At 66.6% G+C, this 23,253-nt stretch carries 14 protein-coding genes; 5 read left to right on the plus strand and 9 right to left on the minus strand.

What is annotated here, in order from left to right:
* Positions 1-2 precede the first annotated feature (2 nt).
* Positions 3-1,262 carry a glycosyltransferase WbuB gene (locus QTI04_RS24540; RefSeq protein WP_286617857.1) on the plus strand — a complete coding sequence of 420 codons (1,260 nt, stop codon included), beginning with the start codon at positions 3-5 and terminating at the stop codon, positions 1,260-1,262.
* 100 nt (positions 1,263-1,362) lie between these two features.
* On the opposite strand, the gene QTI04_RS24545 is transcribed toward QTI04_RS24540, so the two are convergent.
* From QTI04_RS24545 to hemC, 7 genes are all read right to left on the minus strand, one after another.
* Positions 1,363-3,618, minus strand: coding sequence for a polysaccharide biosynthesis tyrosine autokinase (locus tag QTI04_RS24545; protein ID WP_286617858.1), 2,256 nt, complete (start codon positions 3,616-3,618; stop codon positions 1,363-1,365).
* Positions 3,615-4,055 carry a low molecular weight protein-tyrosine-phosphatase gene (locus QTI04_RS24550; protein WP_286600067.1) on the minus strand — a complete coding sequence of 147 codons (441 nt, stop codon included), beginning with the start codon at positions 4,053-4,055 and terminating at the stop codon, positions 3,615-3,617. Before QTI04_RS24550 ends, QTI04_RS24545 begins: the two co-directional genes overlap by 4 nt.
* Before the next feature lie 11 nt (positions 4,056-4,066).
* Positions 4,067-5,224 carry a polysaccharide biosynthesis/export family protein gene (locus QTI04_RS24555; RefSeq protein WP_286599384.1) on the minus strand — a complete coding sequence of 386 codons (1,158 nt, stop codon included), beginning with the start codon at positions 5,222-5,224 and terminating at the stop codon, positions 4,067-4,069.
* A 236-nt stretch (positions 5,225-5,460) separates the two neighbouring features.
* Positions 5,461-6,744, minus strand: coding sequence for a heme biosynthesis protein HemY (locus QTI04_RS24560; RefSeq protein WP_286599383.1), 1,284 nt, complete (start codon positions 6,742-6,744; stop codon positions 5,461-5,463).
* A gap of 7 nt (positions 6,745-6,751) precedes the next feature.
* Positions 6,752-7,831: a uroporphyrinogen-III C-methyltransferase gene (locus tag QTI04_RS24565; RefSeq protein ID WP_286599382.1), complete on the minus strand. Its 1,080-nt coding sequence runs from the start codon at positions 7,829-7,831 to the stop codon at positions 6,752-6,754.
* Complete coding sequence (locus tag QTI04_RS24570; protein ID WP_286617859.1) at positions 7,828-8,598, minus strand: uroporphyrinogen-III synthase; 771 nt, start codon at positions 8,596-8,598, stop codon at positions 7,828-7,830. The genes QTI04_RS24565 and QTI04_RS24570 overlap by 4 nt, the downstream gene beginning before the upstream one ends.
* Before the next feature lies 1 nt (position 8,599).
* Positions 8,600-9,520: a hydroxymethylbilane synthase gene (hemC, locus tag QTI04_RS24575; protein ID WP_286617860.1), complete on the minus strand. Its 921-nt coding sequence runs from the start codon at positions 9,518-9,520 to the stop codon at positions 8,600-8,602.
* An 80-nt stretch (positions 9,521-9,600) separates the two neighbouring features.
* Here hemC and ppc point away from each other — a divergent pair, with 80 nt between their 5' ends.
* Positions 9,601-12,447 carry a phosphoenolpyruvate carboxylase gene (ppc, locus tag QTI04_RS24580; protein ID WP_286617861.1) on the plus strand — a complete coding sequence of 949 codons (2,847 nt, stop codon included), beginning with the start codon at positions 9,601-9,603 and terminating at the stop codon, positions 12,445-12,447.
* On the opposite strand, the gene QTI04_RS24585 is transcribed toward ppc, so the two are convergent.
* On the minus strand, positions 12,448-13,506 hold the full coding sequence (locus QTI04_RS24585) for an XVIPCD domain-containing protein (protein ID WP_286617862.1): 1,059 nt from the start codon (positions 13,504-13,506) through the stop codon (positions 12,448-12,450).
* A gap of 88 nt (positions 13,507-13,594) precedes the next feature.
* On the opposite strand from QTI04_RS24585, the gene QTI04_RS24590 reads away from it, so the two are divergent.
* Positions 13,595-13,798: a hypothetical protein gene (locus QTI04_RS24590; RefSeq protein WP_286617863.1), complete on the plus strand. Its 204-nt coding sequence runs from the start codon at positions 13,595-13,597 to the stop codon at positions 13,796-13,798.
* Positions 13,799-13,893: 95 nt separating this feature from the next.
* On the opposite strand, the gene QTI04_RS24595 is transcribed toward QTI04_RS24590, so the two are convergent.
* The gene (locus QTI04_RS24595; protein ID WP_286617864.1) at positions 13,894-14,412 is read right to left on the minus strand and encodes a hypothetical protein; all 519 of its coding nucleotides are present in this window, start codon (positions 14,410-14,412) and stop codon (positions 13,894-13,896) included.
* Positions 14,413-14,822: 410 nt separating this feature from the next.
* Here QTI04_RS24595 and QTI04_RS24600 point away from each other — a divergent pair, with 410 nt between their 5' ends.
* A complete protein-coding gene (locus tag QTI04_RS24600) occupies positions 14,823-15,041 on the plus strand; it encodes a hypothetical protein (RefSeq protein WP_286599373.1) in 219 nt (72 codons plus the stop codon).
* Positions 15,038-23,200, plus strand: a complete 8,163-nt coding sequence (locus tag QTI04_RS24605; protein ID WP_286617865.1) for a glucoamylase family protein — start codon at positions 15,038-15,040, stop codon at positions 23,198-23,200. Before QTI04_RS24600 ends, QTI04_RS24605 begins: the two co-directional genes overlap by 4 nt.
* Positions 23,201-23,253: the final 53 nt, after the last annotated feature.

The raw sequence follows: 23,253 nt of genomic DNA on the forward strand, positions 1-23,253 counted from the left end.
TCATGAAGCTCCTCGTCTACGGAATCAATTTCGCGCCAGAGCTCACCGGCATCGGCAAGTACACGGGCGAAATGGTTGCCTGGCTGGTCGCGCAGGGGCATGAGGTGCGCGTCGTCACCGCCCCGCCCTACTACCCGGACTGGGCCGTCTGGCCCGGCTACAGCGCTTCGCGCTACGCCACCGAGACATGGCACGGCGCCACTGTGATCCGCACGCCGCTGTGGGTGCCACGCAAGGTGACGGGCGCCCGCCGCCTCCTCCATCTGGCCAGCTTCGCGCTGACCAGCATTCCGGCGCTGCTCGCGCAATGGCGTTGGAAGCCCGACGTCGTGTGGGTGACCGAGCCGCCCTTGTTCTGCTCGCCGGCCGCACTCGCGTTCGCGCGCCTGCGTGCGGCCAAGGCATGGCTGCACATCCAGGACTATGAAGTGGATGCAGCCTTCGAACTCGGCCTCCTCAAAGGTGCGCGCCTGCGTTCGCTCGTCGCGGCCGTCGAGCGTGGCCTGATGCGCCGCTTCGACCGCATCTCGACCATCTCGCTGCGCATGATGGAACGCGCCAGCACCAAGGGCACCGAGGACGCCAGACTGGTCTCGCTGCCCAACTGGGCCGACGTATCCGCCATCCAGCCGCTGCGCGCCGACAGCCCCTATCGCGCTGAACTCGGCATCGCTTCCGACGCCGTGGTCGCGCTCTATTCCGGCAACATGGGCGCCAAGCAGGGTCTGGAACTCCTGGCCGAGACCGCCCTCATGCTTCGCGACCAGCCGAAGCTGGAGTTCGTCTTCTGCGGCAACGGCGCCGGCCGCGCCGACCTGATGAAGCGCTGTGAGGGACTTGAAAACGTACGCTTTCTGGACCTGCAACCCGTCGACCGCCTGGGCGACCTGCTGGGTCTTGCAGACATTCATCTCTTGCCCCAGCGCGCCGACGCCGCCGACCTCGTAATGCCCTCCAAGCTCACCGGCATGCTGAGCAGCGGCCGTCCGGTCGTCGCCGGCGCCCGCGCCGAAACCGAACTCGGCAAGGTCACAGCCCAATGCGGCATCGCCGTCCCCCCAGACGACGCCAAGGCCTTCGCCGGCGCCGTCATGACCCTGGCATCCCAGCCAGACCTGCGCCGCGACCTCGGAGCCCGGGCCCGTAGCTACGCCGAAGAACGCTTCGACCGCAACGCCGTGCTAGCGCAGTTCGAACGCGACCTGGAAGCCTGCATCACTCAAGTGGAACCCCAGGGCCGGCGTAGCCAAGCCCCTTCGTGAGCCCTTCGTGGAACACCGCGGAACCGGCTCCGCCGGGCCGCTGGTGTTGCCCCGGCAGGGGGTGGGCGGCTACACGAAGTGAGCAAGCCTGGGGGCTTGCCTATTGTTCTTCGGGCAGGATGCTCTCGTAGTTGTAGTTGGTATAGCGATACCTGCCGTACTTATACGCCGCGTACCCACGACGCCCGACGTTCATCGCATTGAGCAGTACGCCTGTGGCCGTCTTGCCGCTCATCACGAGCCGTCGCGTGCTCTCCTTCAGTTCGCCCATGGTCGACAGATCGGCGCGCGCAACCAGCAGCACCGTACCCGCATGCGTCGCGACCGTGCTGGTGTCGGCGGCGACCAACACCGGAGGGGTGTCGATGACGACAAGGTCGTACTGCCCTGACAGCTTCTCCAGCGCCGACTTGAACGAGTCGGACACCAGCAGTTCCGCAGGATTCGGAGGCAATTGGCCGGTGGCCAGGAAATCGAGATTGGGCACCACTTGGCGGTGAACAGTCTGCTGCACCGTCAAGCTGCCCGCAATCAGCTCCGACAGGCCGCCATGGCGCTGCAGCCCGAAGTACTGGTGCGTGTGGCCGCGCCGGAGGTCGGCGTCGATCAACAGCGTCTTCCGACCGGCTGCCGCCATCAGCGCGGCGAAGTTCGCCGTCACGAAGCTCTTGCCGACGCCCGGCGTGGGGCCGGTGATCAGGACCCGGTTGTTCGGAGCCTCCAGCATCGCGAACTGCATGGCGGTGCGCAGGCTTCGCAGGCTTTCCACGGCGGGATCGTCCGGATGCTCGATGGCCAGCAGCCTGACGCCGGTGGCGCCGCTGAGCCGCCGCTTGGAGATCGCGTCCTGCGCCGCACTCAGCGGGATCGTGGAGAAGACCGGCAGTCCACACTCGGCCTCGACTTCGTGCGGATCGCGAAGCCGCCGCTCGACGAAGGCGTTGCGCAGGAAGGCGGCGGCGACGCCCAGGAACAAGCCCAGGGCCAATGCGGCACCGATGATGACCTTCCGGTTCGGCTTGACGGGATAGGTCGGAAGGATGGCTTCATCCAGCACACGGACATTGCCGACCTTGCCTTCCTTCACCAGCCGCAGTTGCAGCGCGTTGTTGAGCAGCGACTGGTAGAGTTCCGTGTTCACCTTCACGTCGCGCTCCATGCGCACAGCCTCCTGCTGAAGCGCGGGCAGGTTCTTGATCCGCGCCTGGATGCCGCCCATGTCCACCTTCAAGGCGGCGATCTGCGAGTCCAGGGTCTGGATGGTGGGGTGATTCACGGTGAACCGGCTTTCCAGTTCGCGCCGGCGTTGCTCGGCTTCGAGCAGCTTCGTCTGGCGATCGACTGCCTGCCCCAGGACCAGCGTGGCCTCCTCCCCGATGGTCACGGTGCCCTTCTCCATGCGAAAGCGGTTGTAGGCGTCCTCGGAGGCCTCCACCTGGCGCTTGAACTGCGGAAGCTGGACGTCGAGGAACGCCAGGGTCTTCTGCGCCTCTGCCGCCTTGCGCTCGATGTTCTGCTTGACGTATTGCTCACCGACCGCGTTCAGCAAGCGTGTGAGCTTGTAGGGATCCCCGTCCTGCAGTGACACGCTGATGATGCCGGACGCCTTGCCACGCTCGGCCAGGGCGAGGCTGGACTGCAGGGCGATAGTGGTCGGCAGCTTGGCGGAGCGCACGAGGTTGAACTGCGCACCCGGCTTGCCGGCGAGCTCGGTCACCAGCAGCTCGATGCTTCCCTTGCCGACATTCGCCTTCAGGAGCGTGCCAACCGTCCCGGTCAGCGGCTCGGGCAGGCCCGGGGACGAAAGCGTGTACTTCCCGGCCTCCTGGGCGGTCACGATGAAGAGCGAACCCTCCATTTGGACAGGCACGTTGAATTCGGACACCGCGATCTGCTCCGTGCCCGACACGTAGCCGTCGAGCCACAGGAATCCCGGGTCCGACAGGCCGGTCGCGCGCCGCGCCATCCAGCCGCCGACGTACGGGACGTAGCGCGGATTGGCCGTGATGTAGAGCTTGGTGGCCTCCACCGCTTGGCCCGCGATCATGCGCGAACGAAGAATCTCGATCTCCGCGCTCGCGGGTGTCTTGACGTCGACCAGCCCGCCGGCTTCGCTCAGGATGCCCTTGCCGCCGGCGTCCGTATCCTCGACCTGGACGACAAGGTTCCCCTCGTAGATCGGCCGCTGCAGCAACGCATAGGCGACGCCGATCGCGAACACGACGAGGGTGACGGCAGCAATCAACCACTTGTTCGCCGTCAGGACCTCGAGGTAGTGCCCGAGGTTGAGATCCTCCTCGTCCGTCGTGCCGAAAGAACTGGGACTGGCTTTGGGTGGTGTGAGAGTGGAGGTCATCGACTGGATACTCTTGATATGCGTTTGACCCATTCCTGGGCGCCGTCTTCTATGAGCGAAAAGGACTGGCTGAAAGCCGTGCGGCCCGCGCGGTAGGGGTCAGGCACGTCCTGGTCGCTGAACTCGCACAGACGAAACACCTTGCCGGCAGCAAAGACGTAGCGCTCCTCGACCGTGCGCCGCTGCTCATGGTCCATCACCAGGATCAGATCGGCTCTCTGGCACAGGTCGAGACTGATCTGGCGCGCACGATGGCTTGCGAGGCTGAGGCCGCGCTCGTCCATCAATTCGCAGGCGATCGGATCTGCCTTGCTCCCGACCAGCGCCTCCAGGCCCGCGGAACTGACCTGCGCGTCCGGCAAGGCCGCGGCAAGAAGGCCTTGCGCCATCGGGCTGCGACAGATGTTTCCGAGGCACACGACGAGGACGTTCCGGATGGTCACGATCTCTACTGTCCGGAAACTGGCGAACCCAGCTGGCGATAGGTGATCGCGGTCGTGGCGGTCGGGAGAACGAGGTTCAGCACGCGGTTCCACTGAACCAGCGGGACGGGATCGACGTACACCACGTCCTTGGGCTTCAGCGCGAAACCATCCGCCATCGCGATGGCCGTCGGCGTGCGCGCGTCGAGGTGGAAGATCGACTGGCCCTTCGCCTCGTTGCGGATCACGTAGATCTGAATCGGGTTGGCGGTGGTCAGGTTGAGGCCCCCGACTTCGATCAGCGCGTCATTCAGGCTCAGCCGGCCGCTGCGCAGCATGACGCCCATCTGCTGCGTCACTTCACCCATCACTGTGACCTTGCTCTCGTCGCGATTGCGCACATAGATCATGTCGCCGGTCTTGAGCGGGATGCGGCTGGGATCGATGCCGGCGTCGGCCATGGCGATCAGGTCGATGCGCGTCGTCTTTCCGTCGCGCGTGAGGTTCACGGAGGTTCGGTCGCCGCTCGGAGCCACGCCGCCCGCACGATTGAGCGCCTCGGAAAGCGTCATCGGAATGTCCGTGAACACCTGCAGGCCGGGCGTGCGCACTTCGCCTTCCATGTAGGCACGCTTGCTCCGGAAAGCCTCGACGCGCACGCTGAGCTGCGGATTCTTGAAGACGCGCGACAGCCGCTGCACGACGGCTTCTTCCAACTCCTGGATGGTCATGCCGACCACGTTCAGCTTGCCCACGTAGGGGAAGCTCAAGTGTCCGGTGTTCGACACGATGTAGCCCGGCGCCGGCGAAACGCTGGCCGGATCGGCCACCGTGGTCGCCGGGACGGTGCTGAACACCATCTCCGGATGATCGAATACCACGATCCCCACGACATCGCCGATCCCGATGCGGTAGGGCCCGGCCTGCCCGAGCAAGGCCATCACGTCGGGACCGAGCTTGGTCTCGAGGGTGGCCGCGCGCTGCGCCTGAATCAAATCGGGCGTGATCTCGATGAGAGCGCCCGGAGGCGGCGGATCGATGGTGGACGTCGAGAAGCCCGCGGGCGACACGGATTTCGACGCGTCATTGCTTGCGGAACGGAAGCCCGGTGCCAGCGGCGCACAGCCCTGGACCAGCACACCTACGGCGACCAGCAAAGCGGCATGTAGTGGAAGACTTTTCAAAACTAACTCCGCATCGTGACCCAGAAATGAATACTTTTGCAAACAGTTACGACTGTACATCAGGAAATCGGGCTGCTCAAACCCTTTCTCGGCGTAGGTCGTAAGGCAGAGGCGATCGAGATTTATGACCCAAAAAGGCAATGCAAGTTGTAGGCGCACTGCCCGCATTGAAACTTTCGGGCTAATCGCAACGCTACTATTTAGATAGCACACTCGCCGCGTGCGGCGGGGGTTTCTCAGGGATTTTCTGCTTGAGCCGCGCGCTTCCAGGCTGCGGAGGCCTGGTCCGCATCGTCGCGCGCTTCGGCAAGTTGCGCCAGCGCCAGCCAGGCTCGTCGATGTAGGTTCGCGTCATGCAAGCCAAGTCCGGCCTGTGTGAGCAACTGTTGCGCCTTGCCCCAGAGCTGGCGCCGCATGCAGGCCATTCCGGCAAGGTACTGCAGATTGGCGTCGCGCGGGCTGTTTCGCTGCGCCGATTCGATGCGGGCCAGCCATTCGGCATCGACCGAGTCGAGACCCGCCTCAAGGGCTCTCACCAGCCTGACCTGCAGGGATGCACCCAGGCTATGAGGCTGCTCGATCATGCGTTCCCAGACCGGCAGCAGCCAGGCGCGCGCCAGCGTGAGATCGCCGCGCAGCGCCACCATGCGCTGGGCCGCGTGGATCGCGACCTCGGGCATCTCGCGCTCCCAGCTTTCGAACTCATTCCAGGCGCGCAACAGTTGGGTCGGATCGTGTGCGCCCGACAGCAGTTCGGTCGCCAGCCCGCGCACGATGCTTTGTGCCGCGGCATCCGAGAAGGCGCGGTGCTTGGCCAACAGGCGCGCGGTTTCGAGCGCTTCAAGCGTCCGGCCATCCTGACGCGTCGCCTTCAGGCGCAAGCGCAATGCCAACGTCCGCCGTTGCGCGCCCTGCGGCAGCTCCTCCAGCCGAGCCAGGGCGGCGGGCGCATCGCGATCGTCGAGCGCCCAGCGGGCGGCACGCAATTGCACACCTTCGCGTGTTTCGGGCGTCGACAGGGCGCCGCGCTCCGCACTCTCGTTGAGGGCCTGCTGCAGATGGGCATCGCGAGCGGGGCGGTCCTGCAGCGATTGCGCGCTCTCTGCCGCAAGCAGATGCGCCATGACACGCACCTGCAAGGCCTGCGGAAGCCCCGCGTCCAGCGCCGCGAGCGCTCTTTCCTGCGAGAGCGCGGCCAGGGCGGACTTGCGCGCGCGCGAAAAGCGTCCGGCCAGCAGTTGCACCGCGGCGTCGAGCAGCGCGGCGTGCAGCGCACGCTCCTTTTGCTGCAGGCGCCACTGACGCGCCTGCTTCGGCAGCGAGAAGAGCGCCGAGAGACCGCGCAGCGCAACGTGCAGCAGCACGAAGGCGGCCACCAGGAGCAGCAGCACCAGGTTCAGCGACAGGTCGACCCGCCATGGCGGCCAGAAGACGGTGATCGTGCCCTGGTTGTTGCCGGCGAACAGCGCGACAGCAGCCGCGATGCCGAAGAGTGCGAGAAACCAAAGGGCTGCGCGCATAACCCGACTAGCGACCGGCCGCGGCCGTTGCCAACGCCGCCAAGGTTTCGTCGACGCGCGGCGGCTCGCTGGTCTTCACCTGCGCCTGGAGCTGCTGCACCAGCGTGGCGGCGGCCTGGACGCGACGCGAGGCCGGATCGAAATAGCGGTTGATCGCCGCCGAGACCGTCGCGAGCTCGCCGCGGGCCGTATCGACCTGCCTCGACAACAGCGCCAGGCGCGCGTTGAGCAGCTTGAGCTTGAGGTTCTCGCGCAGGAAGAAGGTCTGGTCGGGCGTCAGCAGCACCGCCTCGGGGCGTTCGATGCGTCCGACCCGCAGCAGCGAGCGCGCCTCGTTGCGCACCATCGACAGGAAGCGCTGCCACCACGGAGCATCCGCCGGCACGGGCTCGACCTGCAGCGCATTGCTCCCCGCGATGCGCGTGCCCACCGCGTTGAGAACGGGCAAGTCGTCCACGCTGCGAATGAGGTCGTCGAGCTTCTGGAGCGCTTCGCCGTTGTCGCCGCTCGCGCTGCTGCGAAGCCGGTCGGCATCGTGCTGCATCGCGCGCTGCAGCGGAGCGAGACGCGGCTGCGCGGCGCGCGAAATTCGCATGTCGCCCGCCTTGAGCGCCGCAAGCAAAGGCTGGACGTTGCCCGTGACCTGCGCCTGCTGCAACGCGAGCCGCACGGCCGCCTCGATGTCGACGACCAGGTTCTCGTCGCGCGAGCGCGAAAGACTCTGCATCAGCTCCTCGAGCTGGGAGCGTTGCAAGGCGACCTCGCCCACGCGCGTCTCGGCGAGGGCCAGCCGCGCCGCCGTGTCGCGCACGACTTCATGCGCTTGCCGTGCAAGCGTGCGGGCCTCGAGGGATTGGGCGAGTGCATCGGCGCTCTGGCGCGCGAGCTGCTCCTGCATGCCGCTGACCTTTTGCCAGAGCGCCAGTGCAATCACCAGCGCGGCCAGGGCAACGATGGCCAGCACCGCGAACATGACTTTCGACAGCAACGCCACGGCCGCCGCATGGCTTGTCTGCACAGGGGACAGCACCGGAGCGCGCACCACAGCCTCATGCGGGGACTCATTCAAGACGGAAGCGTCGCTCATGCGAGGGATTCTATCGACGCGACCAGTGCCACCGGCGACGGGCTGGAGACTCGCACACTGCCGAAACCCGCCGCGCGCGCTGCATCGGCGATGCGCTCGTGCGTGGCAATCGCCCGCGCCGCGTTCCATCGCGTGTCGGGCATGCAGCGGCACAGATTGGCGATGGCCTCCGAACTGCTGAACAGCCAGACCGCGCCCCCGCTCGCAGCTTCGGCCGCGAGCTGGTGCTCGGCCTCGCCGAAGGTCGGTGCCAGACGTCGATAGGCGGTCACCTCGTCGCAAGCACCGCCAGCCGCGGCGATCTCGCGCGCAAGCCAATCGCGTCCAGAGACCCGGCCCGAAGCGTCGCCACCCCGCACGATCAGCACCCGTGTCCCTGGCCGCACCTGCGGTCGCACCAGCGCCCACAGGGCTTCGGAATCGAACTGCGCGGCATCCGCAGGCGGCGCGTCGATCGACGACTCCGGCACGCCAGCTTCCCGCAGCCCGCGCGTGGTGCCGGGACCTGTTCCCCAGAAGCGCGAACGTGCGGCCGCGCTGGCGTCGATGCCCCTGAAGAAATGCTCGGCTGCGGCGGCGCTCACGAACATCAGCGCGTCATAGTCGGAGAGGTGTCGCCACGTCGCGTGAAGCGCCCGGGGATCTTCCAGCGGCTCGATTGCGATCAACGGCAATGCGACCGCGTCCAGCCCCGCGGCCCGCAAATCGTCGACCCAGCGCGCAGCCTCGCGGGCTGGGCGCGTGACGATCACGCGTGAGGCGGCCATTTCAATGTGCGCCGGCCGCGCGCAGCATCCTCGCGGCATCGTCGCCTAGCGCGCCGGCCTCCGCGAAATCCGAAACATGGGCCAACACATGCACCCGCACCAGCGGTTGCGTGCCCTCGGGATCGCCCCAGGCCGCATCGATGCGCAGGCCGTCATCGGGCTGCCATCTCGCATGGGCCGCCAGCGGCATGGAGCAGCTGCCGCCCATCGCGCGGCTGACCGCGCGCTCAGCCGCGGTGGCGAGCCAGTCGCTGCGGCTCGACAGTGGCGCGAGCAGATCGATCAAGTCATTTCGATCCGCGCGCACCTCGATGCCGAGCGCACCCTGCCCTGCGGCCGGCAGCATGGTGTCGGGCTCGAAGGTCTGGCGGATGCGGCTTTCGAGGCCCAGCCGCTTCAAGCCGGCAGCGGCCAGCACGATCGCGTCGTACTGACCTTCGTCGAGTTTGCGCAGCCGCGTGTCGAGATTTCCGCGCAAGGGCTCGATCCGCAGATCAGGCCGCAGCGCGCGCAGCAGCACCACGCGACGCAGGCTGGAGGTGCCGACCACCGCGCCTTGCGGCAAGTCGTCGAGCGACGGATAGCGCGGCGACACGAGCGCGTCGCGGGGATCCTCGCGCTCCAGCACGCAGGCCAGCGCGAACCCTTCGGGCAGGTCCATCGGCACGTCCTTGAGCGAATGCACCGCGATGTCGGCGCGCCCTTCTTCGAGCGCGAGTTCGAGTTCCTTGACGAAGAGTCCCTTGCCGCCGACCTTGCTGAGCGAGCGGTCGAGGATCTGGTCGCCGCGGGTGGTCATGCCGAGCAGGCTTACCGTGTGGCCTTGTTCTTGCAGAAGGGCCTTGACGTGCTCGGCTTGCCACATGGCCAGCCGGCTTTCGCGCGTGGCGATGACGATGTTGCTCAAGACCGTTTTTCCCATGAGAAAGAGACCCGCGGGATGCTAGCATGTTGCGCCGCAGCAACGTCGCCGCAGGCCCATCGAACGAGGAGATGTTCCGAATGAAGACGAGCCCCGCCCCGGCTGCCACCAAGCGCCGGCACAGTGACGAAGACCTGCCCCTCATCAACGACATCCGCCTCCTCGGCCGCATCCTCGGCGATGTGATCCGCGAGCAGGAAGGCGCGGAAAGCTACGCGCTGGTGGAAAAGATCCGCACCCTGTCGGTGGCTTTCCGGCGCGACGCGGACCATGCGGCGGACCGCGCGCTCAAGAACCTGCTCAAGGGCCTGAGCGCGGCCGAGACGGTGCGGGTCATCCGCGCCTTCACCTACTTCAGCCACCTTGCGAACCTGGCGGAGGACCGCCACCAGATCCGGCGCCGCACCGAAGCCGACCGTGCCGGCGAGAGCGCCGAAGGCAGCCTGGAGGTCGCACTCGCGCGCATCCGCAAGGCCGGCATCAAGCCCGAGGCGGTGGTAGCGTCGCTCGTGCACAGCTACGTGTCGCCGGTGCTTACCGCGCACCCGACCGAGGTGCAGCGCAAGAGCATCCTGGACGCCGAGCGCGCCATCGCGCAGCTGCTAACCGCTCGCGACGAGATCGCCTTGCGGCAGCTCGCCTTCGCGGGCAAGAAGGATGCGTTGACACCGATCGAATACGCCGAGAACGAAAGCCAGATGCGGACCCGCGTCACGCAGCTCTGGCAGACGCGCCTCCTGCGCTTCTCGAAGCTCACGGTGGCCGACGAGATCGAGAATGCGCTGAGCTACTACGAAGCGACTTTCCTGCGCGAGATCCCGCGCGTGTATGCCGATCTGGAGAAGGCGCTGGCCCACGGCGGCGCTGTCCCTTCGGTCGCGCCCTTCCTGCGCATGGGCCAGTGGATCGGCGGAGACCGCGACGGCAATCCCAACGTGACGGCCGAGACCTTGGAGTACGCCCTGCGGCGCCAGGCCGAGTTGGCGCTGCGCCACTACCTGACGGAAGTGCACTACCTGGGCGGCGAGCTGTCGCTGTCGGCCACCCTGGTCGACGTGTCGGTGGAGATGCAGGCGCTGGCCGAGCGCTCGCCCGACAAGAACGAGCACCGGGTGGACGAGCCCTATCGCCGCGCATTGACGGGTATCTACTCGCGCCTGGCCGCGACCCTGCGTGATCTCACCGGCGGGCAGGCCGCGCGCCACGCCGTGCCGCCGCAGAACCCCTATCCCAACGCCGAGGAGTTCCTGGCCGACCTGCGCACCATCGAGGAATCGCTCGGCGACAAGCACGGCGCCGTGCTGGCCGCGCAACGGCTGCATCCGCTGATCCGCGCGGTGGAAGTGTTCGGCTTTCACCTCGCAACGGTCGACCTGCGCCAAAGTTCGGACAAGCACGAGGCGGTGGTCGCCGAACTGCTCGCCACCGCGCGCATTGAGCCCGACTACGCCTCGCTGGCCGAGGAGGCCAAGCAGACGCTGCTGCTGCGGCTGCTCGACGACGCCCGCCCCTTGCGCGTGCCGGATGCCGACTACTCGCCCCTGGCAAGGAGCGAGATCGCGATCTTCGCCGCTGCCCGCACGGCGCGTGCGCGCTTCGGCGTGGCGGCCATCCGCCACTACATCATCAGCCACACGGAGACCGTGAGCGATCTGCTCGAAGCCTTTTTGCTCCAGAAGGAGGTCGGCCTGTTGCGCGGAACGCTGGCCGAGAACGCCACCTGCGATTTGATCGTCGTGCCGCTCTTCGAAACCATCGAGGACTTGCGCAACGCCGCGCCGATCGTGCGCGCCTTCTACGCCCTGCCCGGCATCCATGCACTGATCCAGCGTTCGGGCGCCGAACAGGACGTGATGCTCGGCTACAGCGACAGCAACAAGGACGGCGGCATCTTCACCAGCAACTGGGAGCTTTATCGCGCCGGCCTCGCGCTGGTCGCGCTCTTCGACGAACTGAACGTGGAGAGCAGCGTGCCCATCCGCCTGCGCATGTTCCACGGCCGAGGCGGCACGGTGGGTCGCGGAGGCGGTCCGAGCTACCAGGCGATCCTCGCGCAGCCGCCGGGCACGGTGCGCGGGCAGATCCGCTTGACCGAACAAGGCGAAGTGATCGGCTCGAAGTACGCCAACCACGAGATCGGCCGGCGCAATCTCGAGACGCTGGTCGCCGCGACGCTGGAGGCCACGCTCCTGCCGACCGCCAAGGCGGCGCCCGCGACCTTCGTGGCGGCCGCGGCCGAGTTGTCGGCGGCGAGCATGGCGGCTTACCGGGCGCTGGTCTACGAAACACCGGGCTTCGGCGACTACTTCTTCAGCGCCACGCCGATCCGCGAAATAGCCGAACTCAACATCGGCTCGCGCCCGGCCTCGCGCAACCCGAGCCGCAGCATCGAAGACCTGCGGGCGGTGCCATGGAGCTTCAGTTGGGGGCAGTGCCGGCTCACCCTGCCTGGCTGGTACGGGTTCGGATCCGCCATCGAGCAGTTCCTCGCGCAGGCCGCCAATCCGGCCGCGCGCAAGGAGCGCCACGCCTTGCTCCAGCGCATGTACGTGCAATGGCCCTTCTTTCGCACGCTGCTGTCCAACATGGACATGGTGCTCGCCAAGAGCGACCTCGCACTGGCCTCGCGCTACTCGGAGCTGGTAGCCGAGCGCAAGCTGCGCCAGAAAGTGTTCTCCATGATCGACGCCGAGTGGCACCGGACCTCGGATGCGCTGGTGCTGATCACGGGCGCGAGGCAACGACTGGAAGGCAATGCCGAGATGCAACGCTCCATTCGCCATCGTTTTCCGTACATCGACCCACTGCACCACCTGCAGGTGGAACTGATGCGCCGCTACCGCGCGGGGCAGGACGACGAACGGCTGCAACGCGGCATTCACATGTCCATCAACGGGGTGGCGGCAGGGTTGCGGAACACGGGTTAGCTAGCGCTGCATGCTCATGACCGGGCCGGCCTGCTGCTGCGCGTTTCGCTGATCGAGGGCCTGAGCCCGCTCTCGATCGTGTGCGTGACGCTGGAACTGCTGCATCGCCTGCGGCCATTGCGCCGCGCTTTGCGCCATCGGCGTGTGGAGCGACTCCATCGTCGGCACGCTGGCGATCTGCTTGAACAACGATTTCAGATCGCCTCGCACCGCGAAGATCTTGGAGGCGGCGTCGGTGCTGGGCGACAGATGGTCGATGCGGCTCATTCCATGGTTGCGTGCGGCGACTATTAACGCGGCAGCCAGGTTGTCGCTGCGCTCGTCGGGTGCACGGCCATGCGCTCGATCCATCTCATGCACCAGGGTGCGGGTTCGCAAATAGAGCGCATGGTCCGGGTGTGCGGAATTGTCGAGGCCGACTTGCTCCGCCTTGGGGTGTGCCGGGCCGGACGACCCGACGGGCGTGATGCCGCGCGATCGAAGGACGCTCCACTCGGGCACAGGACGGCTCTTTCCGTCGACCAGAACATCGCCGTTGCGCGCAATCTGATAGACCTCGGTGTACCGTGCAATGGGCCGGCTGGGATCGAAACGGCGTTTAGGCGGGACATCGCCCAGGGCGACGCCGCTGTTATGAAAATACGCAGTGCTGGCTTCAAGGACCACGGCCGCTGTGCCATGCAGGTCGTAGCCGCCGCCGATGCCCGAGTGGTTGCCGTCGATTTCGGTGAACCTGACGCGCGGATCGGCCCTGTAATCGGCAAGCTTGAATTCACCGCGCAATTCGTCCTTGGCGCCGAACACCATGACGTTGCCCAACACGTTGGGGGGCAATGACATGTCTCCCTGGATGAATGTATGCACGGGGTCGATCAGGACCATGCTGGCGATGGGGACGGAGCCCGGCGGGGCGACGACGGTGCCATCGGGCAAGACGAGGCCGCGCTCGTGCAGGAGTTGAGCAAACACCACTTGAGTGGCGGTGCCTCGACTGAACCCCACGGTGGAGACGGAAAGGTCGGAGGAAGTCGCCGCAGTGGTGTCTCTCCAAATAGTCACGGGCTTGTCTCGTCAATTCCTGCGGCGCGGCTTCGGCCGCCTGATGAACAGTTGGCGTGGGTAAAACCCCCGCATTGATCCGGTTGCCATGACTGCCGCCAGTGCCGACGCCAGGGAAGTAGCCAGCCCTGAAACCATCGCTTTCGCTCGCCTGCGCTTGGTCGTAAAGATTGGCCACATTGGTCTGAAAAGGATGGCCGGACAACGGTATGTTGTTCCGGTCATTGCCGGTGCCATCAAAGGCCGCGAGGTAAACGAACCTGCGGGCCGGAACGCCGGAATCGGCCGTTAAAAGACGGGCTCTCGCTGCTTCCAATTCTGCGACTTCGGCGGGGCGACAAGTATCCTGCAATTGAGGCTCCCATTTTCACGCTCCCTGATGACTTGTTATTTATGCGTATTGACGGGGTAGATTTCGCGAGTTACGAGGTACCTTGACTCCGTTGTTTTCAGAATTGGCGGGTCGTATTCGTGCTTGGCTTTCGGCGTCACCAAGAACACATGAAGCTGCTTGCCATCAATCACAAAAGTCACTTTATATTTCTCCATGTCGGACGGCAAAAGGTTGCGCAAATCGACCCGATCCTCAATAACTTCGCCTGTGGCCTTGATGCGCCATTTCACGAATAAAAATTCGCCAATAGGCATGGCGCCAAAGACACTGGACTGCGGCCCGAGTCTTTCCTTCGGTGGCTGAACTTTGTCTCTCACCATTCGATACTGATCGCCGTAGCTGTACTCCAGCAAATCAACTTGGGTGGCCCATCTGTCGGATTTCCCATCAAAGGAAAAACCGTGAAAGGCCTGCTTCGGCCCCATCGCACAGGCAGCCAGGGTCGTCAGCATGGCCACACATATCGCCGTGGAGAACCGGCGCGTCAAAGGAGTGAGGGTAAAACGGTTCATGCCGCGCTCCACCGGCAAGCGCCAGCTGAAGCGGTGGGGCAGTGGAGAAGCCGAGTCCAGCAACCTTAGCAACACGGTGCCCCGGTGTTGCAGCGGCTCTTGGCGAGACGAATGAAATCGTTTGGTCGGGCGTGCGCGTGCCCTGACCGCAAGCGGTTTTCCATGTGAACACTCCCTGAATCTTCTATTGGCCTGCGCACGGTTGCGCGCGAGGCTGCGCCACTATACCGGCCGCAAAAGACCGCGCGCCCGGCCGATGAAGAAGATAAAACGGTGATGTGCGCCGTCTCCTACGTCAACAACCGACAAGGGAGAAAGGAAGGGTATTCAATGAAGAGTACCCTGACCCCTACGTTCACAGCTCTCGCAATCGCGCGGCGGCTCAAGGGCCGTTCAGAGGAATCTCCGCCATGTCTACCCCGCAATCGCTTGCCCGTTCCCCAATCGACTTCGTCAGCGGCGACTTCGATGCGCTGGCATCCCACATGCGACATTGCGCGTCTGCACAAGGGCGATGGTTTGCGGTCCAGAGCCATCTGCAGCGGGTGCGTTCAGTCGCCGCTGGCCGCATCGTGACGATGGCCTGCGTGGCCGTGGTGCTCGCCATCGGACTGTTCGCGGTCGCTTGAGCGCCGCGGCGGTCGTCGACCGGCTCGATTCGCTGAGCCAGTACGCGCGCAACCTGCTCCTGAGCCCGCACCAACCGGTCGAGCCACCGATCCGGGCCGAACTGTTCGGCGCCCAGCGTTTCGAGCAGCACGGCCACAGCCTGGCACGCGCGCAGGTCGTACAGCGCGGCAACGCGCGAGGCGATGCCACACCTTTTTTTCCGAGAGTCGACAAGAACCTCGCATCGCTGCGCAGCGCCTTCGACTACATCGCGTTGATCTCGCAGAGCGGCCGCTACGTGACGCCGGCGGCCGAATGGCTGCTCGACAACTTCCATCTCGTCGAGGCGCAACTCCATCAGATCCGCGAGGGCGTGCCACGCAGCTACTACGCGCGGCTGCCCAAGCTGGCGGCACCACCGCTGGCCGGCCTGCCGCGGGTCTACGGAATCGCCTGGGCCTACGTGGCGCACACGGACAGCGTGCTGAACAAGGAACTGTTTACCGCGTTCCTCAACGCCTACCAGGACATCGACGAGCTCACGCTCGGCGAGCTGTGGGCCTTGCCGACCACGCTGCGGGTGGTCCTGCTGGAGAACCTGCGGCGCGTCGCGGAGAGCATTGCCGAGAGCAAGGTGGCGCGCGAAGTCGCGCACGCGGCATGGGACGCGGCCGAGAGCCTTTCGATGCAGGACCTCGATGTGCTCTACCGCGCGCTGCAAAGCCGCGGCATGCAGGAGAACTACCTCACTCAGCTGTGGCAGCGCTTACCCGTCGAGCACGGCGATAACGCACCAGCGCTCGTGAAATGGACCGAGCAGCACTGCCCGAACGGTCCCGCACTGATCGCGGATGCACAAACGGCGCAGGCCGCCGCCAACCTCACGGTCGGCAACATCATCATCACCCTGCGCATGATCGGGCAGGTCGAGTGGGCCGACCTGATCGAGCCGGTCAGCCGCTCGCTGCGGGTGCTGCGGCAATTGCCCAGCTATGGCCGCGAGAGCGAACTCACGCGTCAGCAGATCACGCACGCGATGGAGCAGGTCGCGCGCGCCCTGCGAAAGCCGGAGCGCGAAGTCGCGGAAGTGGTGGTACGCCTGGCGCTGGAAGCCACCGACGACCCTCGGGCGCAGGAAGATGAAGAGGCGCGCTGGTCGCTGGCTGAGCGGACGGCCGGCTACTACCTCTTCGGCGAAGGCCGCCTGGCATTGATCGCCGCGCTGGCGCCCGCCGGCGGCGACCGGGCGGTGCCGTTTTCGCTGCGACGTATTTCTCATCGCAGCTGGCGCCTGCCGCTCTACGCGCTGACGATCGTCGTCGGCACGGCGCTGATGCTGGCCGCTTCAGTCCATGGCCTGAACCGCGTCGGCTGGCCCGATGCCGCCTGGACGTCCGTGGTGGCGCTGGTGCTGCTGGCCTGGCCGCTCTCCGAATCGGTGATCGCGCTGGTGCACCGCATCGTCGCCGAATCGACTCGCGTGCGCGCGCTGCCGCGTCTGGATTTCGCCGCGGGCATCCCGCAATCGCATCGCGTGCTCGTGGTCGTCCCGTCGATGCTCAGTTCGCTGGAGGCCAATGCCCAACTCACTCACCGTCTGCACTTGCATTGGCTCGCCAACCGCGAGGATCATGCGCAGTTCGCCCTGCTGACCGACTGGACGGATGCCCCGCAAGCCTCGATGCCGGACGACGCAGCCCTGCTCGACGACGCGATGCGGCGCATCGCCGCGCTCAACGACACCTACCCCACACCCGCAGGCATGCCGCCGCGCTTCACGCTGGTGCACCGCCCGCGAACCTGGTCCGACACCGAACAGCGCTGGATGGGCTGGGAGCGCAAGCGCGGCAAGCTCGAGATGCTGCTGCGCCTGCTGGCCGTCGACGACGCGAGCGGCTTCATGCCGACCGCGCAGGGACTACAACTGGCCGCGCGCATCCCGTACGTGATGACGCTCGACAGCGACACCGGCCTGCCGCCCGGCACGCTGCGCGACCTGGTTGCGGTCGCCGCGCATCCGCTGAACACACCGCAGATTGCCGAAGAAGGCCAGCGCGTGGTGGCGGGCTTCGGCATCTTCCAGCCGCGCATCGTCACACCCTTTCCAGAGCACGAGGAACGCTCGCTGTTCCACTGGATGTTCGCGGGCCAGTGCGGGCTCGACCCTTACAGCAACAGCGCCTCCGACCTCTACCAGGACGTCTTCGGCACCGGGTCGTTCACGGGCAAGGGCCTGCTCAACGTGCAAGCCGTGCACGCGACGTTGGACCGGCGCATGCCCGACGGCGCGGTGCTCAGCCACGACCTGCTCGAAGGCACGGTCGCGCGCTGCGCGGTGGTGAGCGACCTGGTCCTGATCGAGGACCATCCCCACCACGCCGGCGTCGCTGCGTCGCGCGTGCATCGCTGGACGCGCGGTGACTGGCAACTCCTGCCGCTCATGCTGCGCGCTCGGCGCTTCGGCATCGATGCACTCGGTCTATGGAAGATGAGCGACAACCTGCGCCGGGCCCTGGTGGTGCCGGCATCGATCGCGCTGCTCGTGTGGGTCATCTTCACGGATTCGCTTCCGTTGACCTGGGCGCTGGCAGCGGTCGCCTCGGCGCTCGCGCTCGGGCCTCTGCTGGGCGCCCTCGCCGGACTGGTGCCGACGCGGCGCTCGATCGAGCTGCCGCACTTCTTCGATGTTGGAGGGACCGAACTGCTGCGCGCCCTGGCCAGCGCCGCCTGGCAATTCATGCAGTTGGCGGCGCAGACGCGCCTGCTGCTCGATGCGTCGGTCCGCGCTGCATGGCGATTGGCGGTGAGCCGTCGCCATCTGCTCGAATGGACGACGGCCGCCCAGGCCCAGGCGCAGGCGCGCTATGAGTTGCAGTCGTTCGTGCGGGGTGGCGCACTCACCAGCACCGTGTGCCTCGCGCTCGCCGTGGCATCGATGTGGAGCCCGCATCCCTGGATGGGGCCCCTGCTCTTCGGGCTGTGGGCGCTCGCCCCGGTCGCTGCGTGGTGGAGCAGTCGCACGCCGGCAGCAACCGAAGGCGAACTGACCGCCGAACGGCGCAGCTACCTCGAAATCCTGGCGCGCGACACCTGGCTCTTCTTCGAGCACGTCGTCGGTGCCGAGGACAACCACCTTCCGCCCGACAACCTCCAGTTCGAACCCGAGCCCACCGTCGCGCACCGCACGTCGCCGACCAACATCGGCATGTACCTCCTGGCGTGCTGCTGCGCACGGGAGTTCGGCTGGATCGACACGGGGGCGCTCGCCGCGCGGCTGGCCGCGACGCTCGACACGGTCGATCGCCTCGACAAGCACGAGGGACATCTCTACAACTGGTACGACACGCGATCGCTGCGGATGCTGCCGCCAGCCTATGTATCGAGCGTCGACAGCGGCAACCTCGCGGGCCATCTGATCGCGGTCGCGCAAGCTTGTCGCGCTTTCGCTGCCGCGGAGGGCGAGTCCGCAGAGATGGAGACGCTGGCGCAGCGCTGCGAGACCTTGTGCGCGGGCATGGATTTCCGCGGGCTGTACGACACCAAGCGCCACCTCTTCCACATCGGACTGCGGATCGAAGAGAACGTGCTCGACGCAAGCTACTACGACCTGCTCGCCTCCGAGTCGCGGCTGCTCAGCTTCCTGGCCATCGCCAAGGGCGACGTGCCGCGCCGCCACTGGATGGCGCTGGGCCGCCCCTTCCTTTCCGTGGGGGTGAAGCCGGGCCTCAAGTCCTGGTCGGGCTCGATGTTCGAGTACCTGATGCCCGCGCTCGTCATGGCCGAGCCGCACGGCGGCTTGCTGCAGGTTGCGAACCTCGTCGCCATCGGCGAACAGCAGAGCTTCGGTTCGGCACACGGGCTGCCATGGGGAGTTTCCGAATCCGCCTACTTCGCGCAGGACCATTCGCTCGCCTATCAATATTCGCCTTTCGGCGTCCCGAGGCTCGCGTTGCGCCGCACGCCTCCTACCGATCGCGTGGTCGCACCCTACGCCACCGCGATGGCGGCGGTGCTCCGGCCGGCCGATGCGGTGGAGAACCTGCGCCTGCTCGAATCGCTCGGCGCGCGCGGCGAGTTAGGATTTTTCGACGCGGTCGATTACACCGTCTCGCGCCAGCCTGCCGGACAACCCTACACCGTCGTGCGCAACGTCATGGCGCACCACCACGGCATGACTCTGGTGGCCCTGTGCAATGCCGTGCGCGGCGACGCACCGCGCCGCTGGTTCGGCAGCGCACCTCTGGTGGAAGCGCATGCGTCGCTGTTGCACGAGCGCACGCCGCGCCAGATCATCGGCAGCGCCGATCCGCGCACGCCGCCCGAGCCGGCGACGGGCGAGGCGCCACCGATCTTCCAGCCCCGCGTCGTCGACCCGATGGAGCCCGGCTTCCAGCCCACGCACCTCCTCTCGAACGGCAGCTACACCGTGGCACTGCGCGCCAACGGTGCGGGCGTGAGCCGCTGGCGCTCGTTCAACGTGAGCCGCTGGCGGGACGATCCGCTGCGCGACGGCTACGGCACCTTCTTCTACGTCCGCGACGCGAACAGCCGCGCACTCACATCGCTGACGGCCCTGCCCGCCCCCGGCGAACATTGGCGCTACGGGGCACGCTTTCTCGCCGACCAGGTGCAGTTCGACGCGACGGGACCGGGACTGCAGGCGCGCATCACCGTGCTCATCAGCCCCGAGGACGACACCGAGCTGCGCACCGTCGCGCTGCACAACACGGGCACCGAAACGCGCACGCTGGAACTCATCTCGTACTTCGAGCCGGTGCTGTCCAACCCAAAGGCCGACGAGGCGCATCCGGCCTTCGCGAACCTGTTCGTCGACAGCCGCTGGGAGCCAGGTTGGCGCGCGCTGTTGATGTCGCGCAAGCCGCGCCTGCATGGCGACCCGATTGTCGCAGCGGCGCACTTCGTCGCGTCAGTGGACGCGCAGGTGCTGTCCATCGACTGCATGACGGATCGGCGCGCCTTCATCGGGCGCAATCGCACGCTCGCCACGCCTTCGCTCGATCCGCAGCCGCTGGCGGCGGACAGCACACCGATCAACGGCCTCGACCCGATCGCGTGCCTGCGCGTGCGCCTGTCGATCGAGCCGGGCGCCACCGCCCGCGTGACCTTCGCGACCGCAGCCGACGACGACGTCGAAGCGCTCATGCCCTGCATCGACCGCTACCTGCAGCCGATGCACGTGGAACGTGCGACGCGCATGGCCGCGACGTTGGCGCAAGTACGCCTGCGCGACCTGAGCATCGATCCCGCGAAGAACCTCGCGCTGCAGGATCTCACGACCATCCTGACCTACACCACGCCCCGCGTGATGCGCGACCGTGGCCTGATCGACCTGCGGCAGATCTGGCGTTTCGGCATCTCGGGCGACAAGCCGATCGTGCTCGTCTATATCCACTCCATGGAGGGCAAGGGGCTGGTCGACACGCTGCTGCGTGCACAGCCCTGGTGGGGCTTCGGCGGCGTGGCTTGCGACCTCGTGGTCCTCAACAGCGAGCCGCATTCGTACCTGATGCCCCTGCAAAGGGACATCGAGGCGCTGCGCAACCGCGTTGCACAACAGACGCAGAACAGTTTTCCGCGCAACGACGCCGCCGGCTTCTACCTGCTGCGCGACGCCGAAGTGGCGCGTTCGGAGAAAGCCGCGCTGTCGAGCCTGGCCCGCGTGGTCTTCACCGCCGATGGGCGATCGCTCGAATCCCAGGTGGCGGCGCTGCGCGAGTCCGTGGGGCCGACCGAAGACGACGCGCGGCCTCGCGTCCCGCTCTCGACGCTCCCGCCCACCGCACACATCAACGACGCCTTGATTGCGCCGCAAGGCGGCTTCGACGCCGAAAGCGGCGAATTCCGCTTCGAAGTCGATGTGAACCGCCGCACCGTGCGGCCCTGGGTCAATGTGATCGCCAATGCCTCGTTCGGCTTCCAGGTCTCGGAATCGGGCACGGGCTTCACCTGGGCGACCAACAGCCGGCTTCATCAGGTGACGCCATGGTCCAACGATCCCGTGCAGGATCCGGCCTTCGAACACTACCTGTTGCAGGACCTCGACTCGCGCGAGCTGTTCCCTCTGACTCCGGCCGGCCGTGGTGTCGTCGCTGCGCGGCACCGCGTGCGCCATGGACAGGGCTATACGGTATTCGAATGCCTGCACCGCAACGTGGTACTCGAAACCACCTTCTTCGCCGACCGCGACGAGCGGATGAAGCTGGTGCACGTGAAGATCCGCAACGAGGGCATCGACGCCCGCCGCATGCGGGCCGTTGCGATGGTCGAGTGGCAGCTGGGCGCGGCCCGTGGAGAGCGGCGGACGGTTCACACGTGGAAGCCAGAGGGCCTCGCGGCGACGTTCGGCCAGCAGCGGGAATCGAGCGCCGGCTTCGGCGGCAGTACCGGCTTCCTGCAACTCGCGGGACTCAACGGCGCCACGCAGTGGACCTGCGAGCGCAGCGAATTCTTCGCCGGCCGCGGCACGATCGAATTGCCCGAGACCCTCGGCGGGCGCGGCGGCAGTGGCCTCGATGCCTGCGCCGCGATCGCCGGCGAATTCAGCCTCGCGACCGGCGAGAGTGCCAGCTTTACCTTCATGCTGGGACACGCGGACGATCCGGACGCGGCCATGCAGTTGGCCCGGCGTTGGCAACAGCGCGACGTGCCCGAGGCTCTTGCGCAGGCGCGCGGCTTCTGGGATGAACTGTTGGGCCGCCTTCAAGTCAGGACGCCCGACCCGCTCTTCGATGCCATGGTGAACCGCTGGCTGATGTACCAGACGCTGGTGTGCCGGCTGTGGTCCAAGGCCGGCTTCTACCAGGCCGGCGGTGCCTTCGGCTTCCGCGACCAGTTGCAGGATGCGATGGCTTTTGCGCTGACAGATCCGGCGCGCCTGCGCGAGCAGATACTCGTCAATGCGGCGCGGCAGTTCCCCGAAGGCGACGTGCAGCACTGGTGGCACGCGCCCGGGGGCGCCGGCGTGCGCACGCATTTCTCCGACGACCTGCTGTGGTTGCCGTACGCGGTGTCGCATTACGTGGAGGTCACCGCCGATCGTTCGGTGCTCGACGAAGTCGTGCCCTTCGTCGAAGGCCCGGAAATTCCGCCCGGCGCCGAAGACGCCTACTACGCGCCCCAGGTCGGCAGTCGCAACGCCAGCATCTACGAGCACAGCGCCCGCACCATCGACCGCAGCCTCGCGGCCGGCGCGCATGGCCTGCCGCTGATGGGCACCGGCGACTGGAACGACGGCATGAATCGCGTCGGCCACGAGGGCCGAGGCGAATCGGTCTGGCTCGCCTGGTTTCTGTGCAGCGTGGTAGAGCGCTTCGCGCCCTTCGCTCTGGCGCGCGGCGAACACGAGCGGGCACGGCGGTGGCTCACAGCGCGACAAGGCTGGATCAGCGCCCTGCACGCCGCAGGCTGGGACGGCACCTGGTTCCGGCGTGCCTTTTTCGACAACGGCGCGCCGCTGGGCTCGTCGATCAACGAGGAATGCCGCATCGACCTGATCGCGCAAGCCTGGTCATTGCTCTCGGGTGCCTCGGACGAGAAACACACGGCACAGGCGCTCGCGTCGATGAAGCAGCATCTGCACGACGAGCCCCACGGGCTGATGCGGCTGCTGCATCCGCCGCTGGCGCGATCGACCAACAACCCCGGCTACATCCAGGCCTATCCGCCCGGCGTCAGGGAGAACGGCGGCCAGTATTCGCACGCCGCCGTGTGGGCTCTGATGGCGCAAGCGTTGCACGGCGAGACCGAAGCCGCATGGCAGAGCTTCCAGGGCTTGAGCCCCGCGCATCGCGCTCGCCATCCCGAGCGCGGGCCGTTGTATGAGCTGGAGCCCTATGTGATGGCCGGTGATGTGTACGGCGCGGCGCCCTATGCGGGGCGCGGCGGATGGAGCTGGTACACGGGCTCGGCGGCCTGGATGCACCGGGCCGCGGTCGAGACCCTGCTGGGCCTGTCGGTGCGCGGGGACCAGCTTTCGCTCACGCCGAGAGTGCCGAAGGATTGGCCGGGGTTCGAGATCGTGCTGCGTTTGGCAGGAAAGAAATTCACACTGCAGCGCGGCGATCCGCCGGAGGCAGCGAAACCGACGCATCACATTGCGACCGGCGAGTGGATCATCTGGCGCGTACTACCCGACCGGGCTGTCGTCCGGGTGAAATGACTCCTTGGGGAAATACCGCAGAACCGGCTCCGCCGGTCTGCCGGTGTTGCCCC

Origin of the sequence: Variovorax sp. J22R115 (assembly GCF_030317005.1) — a bacterium.
In the GTDB taxonomy this organism is placed as follows: domain Bacteria; phylum Pseudomonadota; class Gammaproteobacteria; order Burkholderiales; family Burkholderiaceae_C; genus Variovorax.